Source organism: uncultured Maribacter sp. (assembly GCF_947496775.1).
GTDB lineage: Bacteria > Bacteroidota > Bacteroidia > Flavobacteriales > Flavobacteriaceae > Maribacter_B.
Window position 1 is genome coordinate 1 of record NZ_CANMDU010000015.1, and the last position, 15,269, is coordinate 15,269.

The 15,269-nt window shown below is 31.3% G+C and carries 16 protein-coding genes; all 16 read right to left on the reverse strand.

The annotated features are described in order from the left end of the window. Positions 1–397: 397 nt before the first annotated feature. The 16 genes from Q0856_RS17285 to Q0856_RS17360 all read right to left on the reverse strand — a co-directional run bounded on the left by Q0856_RS17285 (position 398) and on the right by Q0856_RS17360 (position 15,173). Positions 398–868 (reverse strand): hypothetical protein, encoded by a 471-nt coding sequence (locus tag Q0856_RS17285; protein WP_298507013.1) that lies wholly within the window; start codon positions 866–868, stop codon positions 398–400. Positions 869–1,083: 215 nt separating this feature from the next. Then, entirely contained in the window at positions 1,084–1,779 is a 696-nt protein-coding gene (locus tag Q0856_RS17290) for a hypothetical protein (protein WP_298507015.1), read from the reverse strand. 581 nt (positions 1,780–2,360) lie between these two features. Next, positions 2,361–3,026: a hypothetical protein gene (locus Q0856_RS17295; protein WP_298507017.1), complete on the reverse strand. Its 666-nt coding sequence runs from the start codon at positions 3,024–3,026 to the stop codon at positions 2,361–2,363. A gap of 154 nt (positions 3,027–3,180) precedes the next feature. Beyond that, positions 3,181–3,786 (reverse strand): hypothetical protein, encoded by a 606-nt coding sequence (locus Q0856_RS17300; protein WP_105474925.1) that lies wholly within the window; start codon positions 3,784–3,786, stop codon positions 3,181–3,183. A gap of 228 nt (positions 3,787–4,014) precedes the next feature. Continuing rightward, positions 4,015–4,830: a GIY-YIG nuclease family protein gene (locus Q0856_RS17305; RefSeq protein ID WP_298507020.1), complete on the reverse strand. Its 816-nt coding sequence runs from the start codon at positions 4,828–4,830 to the stop codon at positions 4,015–4,017. Between the two features lie 168 nt (positions 4,831–4,998). Next, positions 4,999–5,484 carry a hypothetical protein gene (locus Q0856_RS17310; RefSeq protein WP_298507022.1) on the reverse strand — a complete coding sequence of 162 codons (486 nt, stop codon included), beginning with the start codon at positions 5,482–5,484 and terminating at the stop codon, positions 4,999–5,001. 238 nt (positions 5,485–5,722) lie between these two features. Then, complete coding sequence (locus Q0856_RS17315; RefSeq protein ID WP_298507024.1) at positions 5,723–6,316, reverse strand: hypothetical protein; 594 nt, start codon at positions 6,314–6,316, stop codon at positions 5,723–5,725. 227 nt (positions 6,317–6,543) lie between these two features. Further along, complete coding sequence (locus Q0856_RS17320) at positions 6,544–7,386, reverse strand: hypothetical protein (RefSeq protein WP_298507026.1); 843 nt, start codon at positions 7,384–7,386, stop codon at positions 6,544–6,546. Positions 7,387–8,203: 817 nt separating this feature from the next. Next, entirely contained in the window at positions 8,204–8,953 is a 750-nt protein-coding gene (locus tag Q0856_RS17325; protein ID WP_298507028.1) for a hypothetical protein, read from the reverse strand. 159 nt (positions 8,954–9,112) lie between these two features. Beyond that, positions 9,113–9,652, reverse strand: coding sequence for a hypothetical protein (locus tag Q0856_RS17330; protein ID WP_298507030.1), 540 nt, complete (start codon positions 9,650–9,652; stop codon positions 9,113–9,115). A gap of 202 nt (positions 9,653–9,854) precedes the next feature. Next, on the reverse strand, positions 9,855–10,337 hold the full coding sequence (locus Q0856_RS17335; protein WP_298507032.1) for a hypothetical protein: 483 nt from the start codon (positions 10,335–10,337) through the stop codon (positions 9,855–9,857). A gap of 173 nt (positions 10,338–10,510) precedes the next feature. After that, on the reverse strand, positions 10,511–10,954 hold the full coding sequence (locus Q0856_RS17340) for a DUF4262 domain-containing protein (protein WP_298507034.1): 444 nt from the start codon (positions 10,952–10,954) through the stop codon (positions 10,511–10,513). 231 nt (positions 10,955–11,185) lie between these two features. Next, entirely contained in the window at positions 11,186–11,662 is a 477-nt protein-coding gene (locus Q0856_RS17345; protein ID WP_298507035.1) for a hypothetical protein, read from the reverse strand. 171 nt (positions 11,663–11,833) lie between these two features. Continuing rightward, positions 11,834–13,114 (reverse strand): hypothetical protein, encoded by a 1,281-nt coding sequence (locus tag Q0856_RS17350; protein ID WP_298507036.1) that lies wholly within the window; start codon positions 13,112–13,114, stop codon positions 11,834–11,836. A 212-nt stretch (positions 13,115–13,326) separates the two neighbouring features. Next, positions 13,327–14,163, reverse strand: coding sequence for a hypothetical protein (locus tag Q0856_RS17355; RefSeq protein WP_298507038.1), 837 nt, complete (start codon positions 14,161–14,163; stop codon positions 13,327–13,329). Positions 14,164–14,363: 200 nt separating this feature from the next. Next, positions 14,364–15,173 (reverse strand): hypothetical protein, encoded by an 810-nt coding sequence (locus Q0856_RS17360; RefSeq protein ID WP_126590682.1) that lies wholly within the window; start codon positions 15,171–15,173, stop codon positions 14,364–14,366. Positions 15,174–15,269 lie beyond the last annotated feature (96 nt).

The following is a 15,269-nucleotide window of genomic DNA, read 5'->3' on the forward strand; positions in this document are numbered from 1 at the left end:
ATAATTCTGTGATGGTATATTTTCCTGTACGCCATTCACAAATAAATTCGATTTTTTGTTCCATAGTTGTTGTTGTTTTCCAAGGCATAATAATTTGATTTTAATCTCAAATTATACCTTAAAAAGTGTAAACTATGTGCCTTTAACTTTGTAAATGATGTGCCTTTAACGTACCGACATTATGGCTAACGGCTTCGGCTAAGCGTAGTGCGGTAGTAAGGAAACTTTTCGTTTCCGTCTGTGCACGAAGCTAAAGCTTATTGTTTAGTTTTATTTTTTCTTTTCCAAAGCTAAATCCATAAGATTTAGCGACTTCATAAATATACGTAGACCATTCGATTTAACCCAAAACTCCGCATTACGTTTAGGTTTTGTTGTACCCAGTTTTCTTTTACTTTTAAATAAAATCACTATCAGTCCAAATCATCCAATTATTTCCAATTCCCCAAACTTCTATAAAATTCAAATCGAAATTATCTTTATAATATCCTTTTTCAGTCTGTTTAGAATCACACGTTGTCCAAGTCAGATATAAAGTTCCAATTGGATACTCTGTCCAATTCGTTGTGTATTCTACTTCCTGACACTTAGAGTTATTGATAACGGTAAGTCTATAAATACCTTTTTCTTCTAATTCTTTTGCAATTGATTCATTTAAATCTAATGGATTAATAAATTTTCCAGCATTAGCGTTAACAAAAGGGTCCTTTAAAACTCGTTGCGACAAATCATTCCATTCTATTCGTTCACTAGAAAATTGAGTGATTTTTTCAGCTACGATTTCTTTTCGTTTTTCCTTATTGTCTTTACATGAGAAAAGACTAAAGGTCAGTATGAAAATCAGAATTATTGTTTTAAAACGGTTCATTTCTCAAATTGGGTACAACGTTAAATATATGGCAGGTTGGGCAGAAAATAAGCGATTATTTTCGGTTTAACCACAAGCCAAATCTTTTTATTTTGTTTTAATTTTTCTCTTTTAATACCAAATCAAAAGATTTGGCGACTTTGCAAATAGACACAGACCTTTTGATTAAACACTAATTGCCCTATTTGCTATATATAGTGTTGTGCAACGTACTTTTAGCATAATGTTTCTTCAATTTCGTCTTCTGTCTTTTCATTATGCCTTTTTGAACATTTACTAATTTGTTCTTCGCTTGGTTCAATTTTGAATTCAAATCCGAGTTGTGGTTCTGCGTAAATTTTATTCATAGTAAATTCACTAATCCACTTTTCAAAGTCAGATAGTAAGTCAGTATCTTCAATTCTTAAATGCCCTTGATTTTTTTTGATAATTCGCTTTAAATTTTGAGGAATTATTCTTGGTTCTTCGCCAAAATAGTAAAATTCGTCTGATAATAATGCGTTTTTTCCACTCAAGTCTCTTTTTACGTTTAATTCATTATGTACTCCTTTTCTCAAATTCGGTTTGTCTTGATTTTCAAAACTATAAATACAATCTCCCATTCGTTTTCGCCAATCTTTATTGAACCAAGAAGGGATTTTTTCTATTAAATTTTCTGAGCAAAATTTGTCATATTCTGGAAGAGTTAATTTATTCGTGATTTTCATTGCATAAACGATACTGTCAGATAAATCATATTTCTTACCATCTTTCAATTTCGAGTTTTTAGACCCCGTTCCAATTACCCAATCTCCAACTCTTGCTGTTCGTCTGATAGCAGGTTTACAAATTGTTAGAGTACAGGTTCCCCAATATGGGTTTGGCGCAGCTCCGTCATCAAATCTTAATATGTATGAGTAAATTCTTGTCAAACTTTTATTTAGTTTAAAATAGGCTACCTTTTCAGATAGCCTATAATTAGTAGCAGACCGAGGAATCGAACCTCAAACCCTTCCCCAGGTTTCATAAATGTTAGAGCTCTCAAGAAATTTCTGTTTGGACAAGTCTGCCGGTTGGGGTGGTCTGCCCACCAAATAGAAATAACATTATTAGAATTACTGGAATTATAACAAAGGCTAAACCTTTTACGATATTATTGAATCTTTTTCTCATATGATTTACTTTTTTAATTATACAATCACAGATTAATCGAACAATAACTCCTTGAGTTAAGCTGTAAATCCAACTATTTAATTCACCAAGATTTTAAAGAACAAATTTATTAAAATTACCATAAATTAATTTTAGGTATGTTGCACAACGGCTCGGCTAAGCGTAGTGCGGGGGCAAAGAAACTTTTCGTTTCCGTCTGCGCACAAAGCTAAAGCTTATTGTTTAGTTTTATTTTTTTATCTAAAGCTAAATCCATAAGATTTAGCGACATTATAAATATACACAGACCATTCGACTTTACCCTAAATTCCGCATTATGTTTAGCCATTGTTAGGCGTAGTTATTTATGTTCTCGAATTATAAAAATATCTCCAGAATCATATCCAGAACCCAAATTTAGTTTTTTATTGTTCGTAGCATTGTCAATTTCTACTATTGAATTAGCGATTACTAAATTCATAAATCCGTTTATGATTAATTGTTCAATGTCAGAGATATTTCCTTTATACTTTTTCAACTCTTTACGTATAATTTTAAATTCAGATAATTCTAAATATAGTTTTGGAAAATACTCTTGAGTAGAAGCCCAATCAGGGTCTTCTTTTGGGTTTAGATTACTACCTGAAACATAACATAAAATATTATCAAAATCTGATTCAAAAAGTCCGAAATTCAGGGATTTAATTTCATCTTCAATCGGTTTTTTAGAAACTACATTAATCAAATAATCATTTAACTCAGTTTTGATACTATTTAGGTCAATTTGCGAAAGAAATCCTGAGTTAAAATTGGAATAATTACTATTTATGAAATCAATAATATTTTGTTTTCCAGATATCAAATCAGTGTCAAAACCAGATATTATTTTTTCTAATTCACTCCATTCTACATCTTCCGTAATTTCAATTCTATTGTCTTGAATTGATTCAGTATTTCTTTTATTTTGATTGAAATAAATTATTATTCCTATAAAAGCTAAACTTAATAGTATTACTAATATTTTCATTTGAATCTAATTATGCCTAACGGTTTTGTGTATGATTAGTGGCGTGTTTAAGCAACTAATTTAGCAAATACAAACCGAATAGAAAATCCGCGAGGATTTTCGAAAGCAAGCTCGAACTAGCCATTAATTATACACGTTGTTGTAAACTGGCTTTTTATGCTATTTGTTCTATTCTTGCTCCTTTACATAATGGATAAGTGCTTACAAACTCCATAATTGACTCTTTCATTTCAGTAAAAGAGTCAGCATAATAATATAGAGCAGTTTCAGTTCCGCCTTCCCAATATTTTGTAATTTCTGAATTGTCATTAGTCAATTTTTTTATTTCCGAAATCACAAAGTTAATGTCAGAGTTTTTGTAAACTTCAGGGTCTAAATTCTGTCCATCAATGTAAATTCCTAACCCTTCTTTTTGTCCGAATTCTATTTTTTGGTCAGTTTTTTCTATTGTCAATTTTGAACCTTTAGGTGCTCCGAGTTCCTCCAGTTTTTTTATTATTAACTGAATATCATTTTCGTTTATTTCGTTTGAATACAGTTTAATTTCTAAATCACAATATTCAAGTTCTCCTGATTTCAATTGCATTGTTCCTCCACCTGTCACTTCTCCAATTCCGTTTGCTTTTAGTAATTCCTCTAATGGGTCTTCATAAATTTCTCCTCTGTCAATAGGCATAATTTTATCATTTAAGGTAGCCACAATAAAATTTCCGACATCATTATTTTTTTGTTTTCCGAAGAGTTTCTTTATGAAGTTCATAGGTTTGTTTAGCTTGTTTACAACGGTTTGTGTATGTAACGTAGCGTGTAAAAAGACACTAACTTTTCGGATTAACACAGAGCCGAATTTTTATATTTTGTTTTAATTTTTCTCTTTTAAAAAGCCAAATTAAAAATTTGGCGGACTTTATAAATATACACAAACCTTTCAATTTAGCACTTACTAGCTATGTTTTATACACCGTGTTGTGTGCAGTACTTTTCTGTTTTAATTTGCATTGTATCCGAATTTTCGACTTAATAAAGTTTCTTTCCACCAACTTTCTCTTTCAATTATAATTTTTTCATCTGTTGTAGATTTAAAAATGTCTAAAATCGAATATCTAAAATTGTCTTTTATGTACTCAAAACTTAATTCTTTAAGTTCTTTATTTCCTCCATCTCCTGTTTTTATATAGGATTTCCATCGATTTAATAACATTTCACTCCCATATGCTGAGCCAACATACATTTTTCCATTTGAAATATCTGTAATTAAGTAAACTCCTTTTTGATTCCTCAGAGCTGTTTTCCAAGTATCTTTTGTGACGACTCTGGCAAGTTCATTCCAACTGATATTTACTTTGTCATAACCAGGGAAAATGTCATTGTCAAATACGTCAGGTAAGATTTGAGCAATTTCACATTCGTCAATTACTGATTCAGCTTTTCTCACCATATTCTGAGATTTGTTTTTAAACCTCACTATTATTCGACCAAGATATTTTTCGTATTCGTTTAATTTCTCATATTCATAGCCAACACCATTTTGGATATTCAAATCCTTTGTGATTTTACCAATATGGAATAATAACCAAAGATTTTCATTACTCTTCATACGAATGAAACCGATAGTTATTTGTCCGTTCTTATAAGACTTCTTTTTGTCGTAATTCCAATAATGTCCACTAAGGATAGTATCCATTTCATTGTTCTTAAACATCTCAATCGGATTCCAATTTCCACCAAACATTAGATTAAATCTTATTTTAGTATTATTTAGATTATCTAATTTTAAAATGTCATTTAATTTTATTGAGTTCATTTTAAGATTTGGATTTTCGCGTATTGCACACAACGGTCTCGTATAACCGTCAGTTACGGGTTAATATGCGTTAATTTTCGGTTTAGTACAGGCTTTAGCAATTCCGAGTGGATTCGGACGTAGTCGAATCCGCCGTAATTGCGGTTATACATTGTTGTAAACCGTTTTTCACTCATTTATTAGTTTTTTCATTTCGTTCAGAGCTTTTGTGAAATCAGACATTTTTTTACTCTCTCCGATGTGTATAGGAATATTATTTAGTCTATTTGTCAAGTCCTTTATCGGCATATTTTTCAGCGCTCCATATTCGGCTTTCCACCAATCTAATGATTGTAGATTTGTATTTTGAAAACCTGTTGTTCTTCGGTCATTGTCAGTTGGTAAAAAGTCAATTTTCCCGATTATAGAATTCAGATAGTTAAAGTCAGTTATTATTCCGTCGTAAGCCAATTGCGCGTAAAAAGAATCTTTAAAAATTTGCTCAATATTTTTTAAATCCGCTGATTTTATGTCGGTCAGTATTACGTTATATTTTGATTTTCCGTTCGTTATTAACCAGCATTTTTTTCTCTCGATATGAAATACTGTTGCGTTCCATTTTCCAAGTATTCCACATTCAGTTTTTTCGTCAGTTGATATTAATTTCTTAATCAACTTTTCAAGCTTTTTGGTCGTGTGTATTGATGTTCGCATAAATGGTTTACAACGGACTTGTGTATGAAACGTAGCGAGCAAAAAGGCACTAACTTTTCGAATTAACACAGAGCCGAATTTTTATATTTTGTTTTTAATTTATCATTTTTTTAAAAGCCAAATTAAAAATTTGGCGGACTGTCTAAATATATACAAACCTTTCGGTTTAGCACTTATTAGCTATGTTTTATACACCGTGTTACCTGCTGGCTTTTTTGAGTTTTTTATTCACTATCTCAATTATTTTTCCTTTTGCAATTATTCTTGGTGGTTCAAGTAATTCAAATTCCAATTCAGGATAAAGTAAGTTTTCAAATTCCTCTGTCCATAGTATGTTAATTAACGTAATTACATTATCTCCAGGAAAGACTTTCTGTTTATTATTAAAAATCAGATTTGCTGAAGTCATTTCTTTTTTATCAGTCAGTTTAAAAATTGGTCGATATCCAGAATATGCGTAACCTTTCCGTCCACCATTTTCAGTTGTCATAAATTCAAGTTCCGCTATAAAGTCGGGTTCAAGTTTTTTATGTTCGTCTATATAGGTAATCTGATATTTACCATTTAGTTCATAAACAAGAATATTGGGGTTTTCCTGTAATTTGATTTTTCCGTTTTTGAATTGTGATTCAATTGATTCAACTGATTTTTGATCAAATGAATAAACTTCGTTTTTTAAATCAATTATACGGTCAATCCAATTCTTTATAGAGTTAGTTATAGAGTCCGCATAAATAGTTTGACTAAATGCTTTTTCGTCTAATTCAGTTCTATATGTAAATGCTTTTACCAATGTTTGTTTCAGCTTGCAGGTAACGGTTTAGCTAAGCGTAGTGCGGAGGCAAGGAAACTTTTCGTTTCCGTCTGAGAACTAAGCTAAAGCTTATTGTTTAGTTTTATTTTTTCTTGTCCAAAGCTAAATCCATAAGATTTAGCGACTTTATAAATATACACAGACTTTTCGATTTAGCCCTAAACTCCGCATTACGTTTAGGTTTTGTTGGCAACTGTGCTTTTGCGTTAATCTTGGTTCTTACGAAAGATTTTCTTTATATCCTTTCTATTGAGTATTGGTTCAAAACCTAAGCCCTGTTGAAATTTGCGTAATTTTTTTCGATTAAAAAGATATTTTCTGAACATTTTCCATTTCAAGTAGCGTTTGTCTTTTTTCTTCTTTAGACCATGTCCAGTCCGATACAACATAGTTTCGTATAAAGACCATAATGCAACTAAATATAAAAAAGGTAGAAATGTTATAGTTAATAGTATTGGTAATAGAAAACTTTTTAAAGTCGATAGATTTGCAAAATCCTCAAATCCTTGATAGATACGATAGACCGTATAGGCTAGAACCACAAGCCCAAAAATCATAATTATATTACTAAACAGTTTCTCAACAGCTTTATATTTTGGTTCATCTTTTGTATAAACTGTAGAAACTCCAACAATTGTCATTATTGGAATAAGTATTAGTTCCGCAATCAATGAGAAACTATAGAAATTTGCTATAAATTCCAGAATTACAATTCCTTTAATACTGTCTTTAAAGATTGATTTCAAGTATTTTTTTTCAGACCCAATTTTGTTTGTTTTCATGAGTAGTGGAAATCCAACTAACATGGGCCAATAGATTGTGTCTTTTAATAGTGATGTATCCCATAATCCAAGTTTGACAAGTCCAAGTATTTGAAGTTGTACATAGATTATCATTAATAGAAAAAGGACAATTAATTTGTGTTGAAAGAAAGCTTGAATTACTTTAATAGAAGACTTTCTAACATCTTTTTTTGTTAGCGCATAGATTAAGAAAAGTGATAACCAGAAAATTATAGATAATTCTCTTGTGCTAAAAAAGTCAGTCATATTTCGATTTTCAGCATTGTTGCCAACGCCCGAGCTAAAGTTAGTGCGGAGAGTAAGGAAGCTTTTGCTTCCGTCTAAGCACTAAGACAAAGCTTTTTGTTTGCGTTTTTTCTTTTTTGATTATTAAAATGTCAAATCAAACAGATTTGACGACCATATAAAATTACGCAAACCATTTGATTAACCCCCAAACCCCGCATTAATTTTAGGTTTTGTTGGCAGTAGCTTACAGCGCGAACCCTACTCTTATGGAAAAAGAAGGGAACAATCCGCGTAGATTTTGCCGCATTTTCCATCCAGCTACAGACTTTAGCAAACACAGAAATGTGTGGCAAGCTCCAATATAACTACTAGGAATATGCAAGCCATAAGTCAGACTAGAGAACGATTCCGTAGCGATTGCGTGTTGGCGGCAAAAGGGAAAACCGCTTAGTTGCTCTTTTAAAAACCCAAACCCTTTTTAAAGGACAAATTTTAGCTTTATAAATCGTAGTTTTTTTGTTGTGCTGATAAACGTACTGCTTGCGAAAATTAGCTAATCCAACTATAGGGTAAACAACGAAAAAAGGAGGGAAGCGCTTAGGTTCTCTTTTTTTTACTAGGTAAGTTACTGCCAACGGACTTGTGTATGAAACGTAGCGTGCAAAAAGACACTAGCTTTTCGGATTAACACGGAGCCGAATTTTTATATTTTGTTTTTAATTTTTCTCTATTTAAAAGCCAAATTAAAAATTTGGCGGACTTTCTAAATATACACAAACCTTTAGGTTAAGCACTTATTAGCTATGTTTTATACACCGTGTTATGTGTTTTTTAGTTAAAATTCTATTCTATTATTTCTTATTTGAATTAACTCTTCAAGTTGAGCTTGCCTTTCGTATTTATAATCAAATTCTTTATCTATTTCAGCAATGTATTTTGATTTGTTAAAGTAATAATCTGGCAAACCCGGTTCGAAAAAATCCCCTACAACATATTGTGGCATTGAATTGAAAAATAAAACACATATGTAAGAAAATGTTTTAGCTATTTCGGAATTCAAAATTTCAAATTCAACTTTACTAAGTTTATCGAAAGGTTTCCCGTCTTTTGAAAGTGTTATTTTCTCTGTCAATTGTTCTGGGGTTAGGTGAACATAATTACATAAATCACCATACATTCGTTTTATCTCAACTCTAAAGTCTTTTATAAATTCCTCATCTTTAATAAAGGGGAAATTGATTCTATTTATTGAATTGATTCCTGGATTCTTTAACAATTTTCTGTACGTTACTAATTGTGTCTCAAAGTCTTCTTTTGTATTAGTTTGAGTGATGAAAGTAGCTTTTATCGCGACTTCAATTAAAAATCTCAGTTCACGTCTACACTGGTTTTTAAATCCATTTTCTATCATTTTTTCAAAAGATTCAAGACCTTCAATGAATTCGTCAGAAACTCTAAGAATAAAATTGTCTTTCCAATTACTTGGTCCGCGACTGTAATTAAAAATTGAAAATAACACAGTATCAAAGAATGATTGAGTTATTTGTTTCAATCGTTTAAATTCTGCTTTTATTTCATCTTTCAATTGCATTAAGTTTTAATTACACATAACGGTCTCGTATAACCTTCAGTTACGGGTTAAAAGTACATTTTTTTCAGCTTAACTGGCTGTTAAATGAAGGCGAGAATTTTCCGATGGAAAATTCCGCCGTAATTGAGGTTATACATTGTTGTAGAGCGTTTTTTATTCCCACTCTAAATTAATTATTTTTAATTTTCCGTTTATGATTTGTTCTTCTGTTCTTTTCTCATTTTCATTTAGTCCAAATTCAGATATCACGTTTTTAATTAATTCATTTTCTTTTTCAAGAGTTAGAATTAGTTGAAAATTCAGATTTGATTTGTTTTCTTTTTCTTGGTCATAAGACGTTGTGAAATAATCTCTAATGATTTCCGTTTTCCAATTATCTTCGATTTCGTCAAATTCCTCAAGTACAATTAGAATATTAAACGTGTCATCAGTCCAGTCCAAATGAAAATCCCAAATTTGATTTAAAGTCCATTTTTTTGGATTTTGCTCGTCCCAATTGTAAGGGATAAATGGGAAAACATTTCTTACTTCTTCAATATATTCATCAAAGTCTTTTAGATTTCGTTTAAATCGATAGATAACTTTATCTGAAGTTGAAATTATATTATCAACGTATTTTTTTCTTTCGTTTTCAGACTTTCCAACAATCAGTAAATGTTTTTTGTCGGTATATTTTTCTTTGTCAAATGTCATTTCGTTGGTTGGATTCAAATGCTCTACAACGGTTCGGCTAAGCGTAGTGCGGAGGCGAGGAAACATTTTCGTTTCCGTCTACGCACGAAGCTAAAGCTTATTGTTTAGTTTTATTTTTTGTTCCAAAGCTAAATCCATAAGAATTAGCGACTTTATAAATATACACAAACCTTTCGATTTTGCTCTAAAGTCAGCATTACGTTTAGGTATTGTTGTAGTGCGTTTTTTTTCCGTCTGCTAAGTATTCTTGTAATTTTTTAAATAACATTTTCTCCTGTATTCTGTAAACAAACCAGAACCATAAAAGTCCAAATGGAATCAGCAACAAAAGCCAAATTGGAAAATCCGACTGAGTGGCAAGTCCAGCAACACACATGATAGTCAGAATAATTAGAAAAAAATATAATTCAATTCGAACCTTGGTTTTCAACAATACGTGAGTCTTATTCTCTCCAATACGTTTCAATTCCGCAAACCCTTTAATTCCATCCACAGCAGTTGGAAAACCCCTAAACATCAATGTCCCTAATGACCATTTTGCGAAAAATTCGAACCTATTATATTCGGACCATTTGGTTCTAAATTTTTTGTCATTATTTAATCGAATCCTTTCATTTAATTCGTCAATAGTTCCATTAAAAATGAATTCTTCTTTTAATAAAATAGGTTCTAAAAATCTGTTCATTTATTTGGTTCAATTGATTTTTTTAAATGCACTACAACGGTCTCGTATAACCGTCAGTTACGGGTTTAAAGTTACTGTTTTTCGGTTTAGCACAGACGTTAGCAATTCCGAGAGGATTCGGACGAAGTCGAATCCGCCGTAATTGCGGTTATGCATTGTTGTATGCAGTTTTTTCATTCTCCTAATATTTCTTGGTCATAGTCATATTCCACCTCGTTTGGAAAAAATCCATTCAAGTCAGGAAAAATTAACTGTAAATTCTTGAATTCCGAATTCTCATAAAATTTAAACGAACTCAATGTGTGTTCAGTCAGTTTGTTATTTTCCACTTCAATGAAGTAAACAGGGAAACGGTCAATTAAATCATCTATCTTTTGATTCAGTGGTACTTTTTTGAATTTAAACCTCTCCGCGTAATTCGTAATCAATTCAGTTGTGAGTCCATTTGGAAGTCCAGAAATGAAAAGTTCAGGAATCTCAAAACTCTTATAGATTCCAGTTGAGTACCCAAAAGGTGTAAATCCGGTTTCTTCCAACACATAAGTCATATGAAATCCGAATTTTTCAATATTTTCATTAACTCTTTTAAAATATTTTTCCTTTTTTTCGTCGGTCATTCTTTCGTTTTTCTCAAATTGCATACAACGGTTCGGCTATGATTAGTGCGGTGCGGAAATCCATGGGATTTCCAGCTATGCGCTAAGCAAAAGCTTTTGGTTTTGTTTTTCTTTTTTGTCCGAAAGCAAAATCCCAAAGATTTTGCGACATTATAAATATACACAGACTTTAGCGTATATACCTAAAGTCCGTATTAATTATAGGCTTTGTTGTGCTTAGTTTTTTTGCGTTCAGTTTTTCGTTTCCGTATTCTGTCTTAGTTTCTCAATTCTTTCGCTATCCTCTTCCGATATTTTAATTTTCATTTCACTTTTCGGAATATAAGTCGTGTCTATTTTTCCCGAATTATTTATGTTGACAACATAAGAATATTCAATTTCAAAATCCATTCGGTTATGTTTCGGATTTTTGGTCGAAAACTCTACAGGATAGTAATTCCCATCATCAATATTATCACTTATCCAACCAATTGAACTACCTGAATATTTTTTTCCATCAACATTGAATGTGTAATGATAACTTCTCTTGCTAAATTTCTTTGCAAGAGGAACCGAACGTGTAACAAGCCCATAAGCAATAGATTTATTTTTGTCTATATCTTCTTTCTCTGCTTGAGATGAGAAAAATGCAAAAATCGCAACAGGAATAAATGCAATCCAATAATATTCTTTAATTATTGGCCAAGTGTTTTTTAAAAATTCGTTCACTTTTTATTCAATTCTAGGATGATTCAAAATTAAGCACAACGGTTTTGTGTATGGCTCGTTGCGGAAAATCAGCTATGATTTGCCGCCGCAACCGAAAGATAGCAAATTGCAATGAATTCCGTTTAAGGAATTCAGCCGCAATGAGCTATACACGTTGTTGGGCATAGTTTTTTAATATTCTCTTTCATTAATCTTTCTGTAATTAAACGATTCAGAGAACCAACCTAAAGATTTAGCGTCTGCCATTATTTCTCTTTCTTCTTGTTCTGTGAATTTACTTGTTAATTCAAAATTGTTATATCTCAATCCTTTGAAATCGTCGTAGTAAGCAATAACTATAAAGTCAGTTCTTAAATATTCAGTGTGAACGGTAAAACTTTCTATTGCTAACATTAAAACATTATCGAGCGTTTCTCCTTGTAATTCTTTAGGGTATTTTGCGAATACAAAACCAAAATCTGAAACATCCGTAAAAGCTCTTGCGAATTGTTTTTCATAACCTTTTTTATACTTGTCGTAGAACGAAAAAAAGTTTTCGGATACAATGCGTCTCTCAAACCTGTTTAAGGACATTAATTTTTCTGCTAATGTTTTAAGTTCCTTTCGATACCCGATTTCGTTTTCTATGAATTTATCAATAAAGAAACTTTGTTGGTCTTTTTTCTTCTTTTTTAAAAAAATTGGGTCAGAAATAAAGTTTTTCCAAGTTCCGTCTATGTCGTAGAATAAACCAGCATAATTGTCACTGGTCAAATTTTCAGGGTAACTATTAGAATTATTTATGTAAGTGGCTAATAAATCCAATTCGCTCCCTGAAATAAAAATGTGTTTTTCATTTTTAGACTGTGTTTTTGCAACTCTTTCAGTAAATTTTTCGTGAGTTTCTTTATCATATTCATCATCACTACAGAAAAGCATTATCACAGACTTATTACTCAATAATTTTTCTCTTGCAATTAAGTAGTTTGTCAAATCTTTAATGGTGTTCATTTCATTGGTAATAGCAAACCATGCTGTTCCGTCCATTATGGTTACATGTTTTCCTGATTTAGTGTAACTTGATGGATGATAAAATTTCAGACCTTTACCAAGATTTACAATTATTCTAAAAACTGTTGAGTAACGAGTTTTATCAAATAACTCCAAGCCTTTTTTCGGATGTTTGATGAAAACTTCTTTGTTTCCAAATAATTTTTTTTCAGCTCCTTGGATTTGTTTTAAGGCTTTCTCAATCGTATTATTAAAGTATCTGTCGTAATTTTCTTTGAAGTCATAATTTTTTACTGATATTATTATTAAGATGTCTCTAAAAGTTATCAGTAAGTCGCATATTTCTTTTTTGTCCCCTTTTTCATCATGCGGACTTGGGTAGCACCAATATTCGAGAAAAATATTGTTTGCGATGGTGTTCACAAAATATTCTCCTTCATTTCCTTTTGGGTTACTATCCATTTTCGTGATGTTTTGGGAAATTATGCCCAACGTTAAATATATGGCAAGTAGGGCAGAAGACAAACAATTATCTTCGATTTGACCACAAGCCAAAACTTTTGCATTTTGATTTATCTTTTTTGTTTGAAGCTAAATCAAAATATTTGGTGACTTTGTAAATAGACAATGAACTTTCGGTTAAACACTAATCGCCCAATTTGCTATATATAGTGTTAGCGGTAGTTTTTATTGTTTCGTATTCTATATGTTCTGATAATGTTTTCTAATTGTTGATGAGTAATATCTAATTTGTCAATTTCTATTTTCTCAAATATTTCATCATCATACCAATAAGTCAGATATGATTTTGCGGATTTTCCATATCCTTCCTGAATAACTTCTTCACTTTCGATATTCGTCCAATTTTTAAATTCAGTCGTTATTGTTTCTATTCCTTTGTTGTCGATAATTATTTGAGGTTTATTGTTGAGAATTTTGCGTAATTCTTTTATAGAACTATAAATTCCTATTAAGCCCATTATTCCACCTAATACGTAACTTTTATTCGTCCCTTTTGAAATAAAATATATTCCAACTCCTGTTATTAAAATTGAAATGATTAGTTCAAATATTCCTAACGATTTAGAAAACTTAATTATAGTTTTTGGAGGAATAGAATAATCTTCTCGATGAACATCTTCTTTGTCGAATTTCTTTTCGAGTTTTTTTAGTTGCTCTTTATCTTCAAGAGTTCTAATTTCTGTTTTCTCAAAAATGTTTCCGTCATTCCATATCAGTTTTTCTTGAATGGCTCTTTTTTTTAATTCGTGAACATTTCTAACATTATTAAATGCCCAAATTCGCCATTTTGTAATCATGAAACTCCAAACTAACCAGGCAACTACAAAACCTAAAACAAACCCAATTCCAATTCCCCATTTAGGTATTAAATTTTGATTTGATAAATAAAGGGATAAAGCAGGAATTCCAATAATACATATAAAGACAGGAATATTCACAATTAAGTGTCCTCTATTTATTGCTTTATTAACTGAAATTTCTTGTCTCATTTAGTTTGTTGGTAAATTACCGCTAACGGTTGGGCTAAGCGTAGTGCGGAGGCAAGGAAACTTTTCGTTTCCGTCTGCGCACGAAGCTAAAGCTTATTGTTTAGTTTTATTTTTTCTTGTCCAAAGCTAAATCCATAAGATTTAGCGACTTCATAAATATACACAGACCATTCTATTTTGCCCAAAACCCCGTATTACGTTTAGCCATTGTTACCTGCCGTATTTTTCTGTACTGTTTTAAATCGTTTTTCCGATGTAATTAAAAGAATAACACCATTAATAGCCCTTGAGCCATAAATACTTAAGGACTGTTCTTTTGTCAAATATTTGATTGCTGAAGTTTCAACTAGTAAAAGCTTTTTTAAAATATCTCTATTTTCTATCGGGTAGCCATTCACAACAATTAGTGGCTCAGGATTTTTATCTATAAAATCTCTCACTATAATTTTTACGTTTGGATTTGAGTCAGCGATGGTAAGTCCAGAATTTCCATTCTGGTCAATCTCTGGTTTGTATTTAAGAACTTTAAAAATAAGCGAGTCCACATATTTATATAGTTTTTCGTCCTTAAGCTCGTCGAAGCGCATTAAGTCCAACTTTTTAATATCGTAGGGATATTTTTCGATTCTTTTTTCGTTATAGGAGATAACTCGAAACTTGTCAATCGATTCTTTATCCCGCAAAATTTCTAATGTTTTACCAAAATCTGTATTCTTTAATTTAAGTTTTTCTTTTGCATTATATTCTTTAACACGTCCCGGTTCAGTACAATTATTAACTTCACTTATTTTAAAACTGCTCTTAGCCAAAGTCCATTTAATTTGGTGACAGCTTTTTTCATTCTGATAGAAATGATTTATGTTTTGATGAAGTTGTATTGTGTCCGTTTTAAAGTATAATTCATTGTCATTTTTCGATTGCCATTCTCCATTTAAGTCCTTCTTCCGAATTTGGGAATAGGAAACGAATGAAAGAAGTAAAAATGTTGAAATTATTAAAGTAAGTTTCATTTTTTGCAATATGGCAGGTAACGGTTAAGCTATGAACAGTACGGGAGTAAACTAGCGTTTGCTTTCTGCCACGCACATAGCGAAATCTTTTTGTTT

Bases quoted from the DNA above. Each gene is read 5' to 3' on its own strand.
- Q0856_RS17305 (WP_298507020.1), bottom strand. From the start codon at position 4,830: ATGAACTCAATAAAATTAAATGACATTTTAAAATTAGATAATCTAAAT.
- Q0856_RS17285 (WP_298507013.1), bottom strand. From the start codon at position 868: ATGAACCGTTTTAAAACAATAATTCTGATTTTCATACTGACCTTTAGT.
- Q0856_RS17295 (WP_298507017.1), bottom strand. From the start codon at position 3,026: ATGAAAATATTAGTAATACTATTAAGTTTAGCTTTTATAGGAATAATA.
- Q0856_RS17320 (WP_298507026.1), bottom strand. From the start codon at position 7,386: ATGACTGACTTTTTTAGCACAAGAGAATTATCTATAATTTTCTGGTTA.
- Q0856_RS17340 (WP_298507034.1), bottom strand. From the start codon at position 10,954: ATGACCGACGAAAAAAAGGAAAAATATTTTAAAAGAGTTAATGAAAAT.
- Q0856_RS17355 (WP_298507038.1), bottom strand. From the start codon at position 14,163: ATGAGACAAGAAATTTCAGTTAATAAAGCAATAAATAGAGGACACTTA.
- Q0856_RS17330 (WP_298507030.1), bottom strand. From the start codon at position 9,652: ATGACATTTGACAAAGAAAAATATACCGACAAAAAACATTTACTGATT.
- Q0856_RS17350 (WP_298507036.1), bottom strand. From the start codon at position 13,114: ATGGATAGTAACCCAAAAGGAAATGAAGGAGAATATTTTGTGAACACC.
- Q0856_RS17360 (WP_126590682.1), bottom strand. From the start codon at position 15,173: ATGAAACTTACTTTAATAATTTCAACATTTTTACTTCTTTCATTCGTT.
- Q0856_RS17335 (WP_298507032.1), bottom strand. From the start codon at position 10,337: ATGAACAGATTTTTAGAACCTATTTTATTAAAAGAAGAATTCATTTTT.
- Q0856_RS17300 (WP_105474925.1), bottom strand. From the start codon at position 3,786: ATGAACTTCATAAAGAAACTCTTCGGAAAACAAAAAAATAATGATGTC.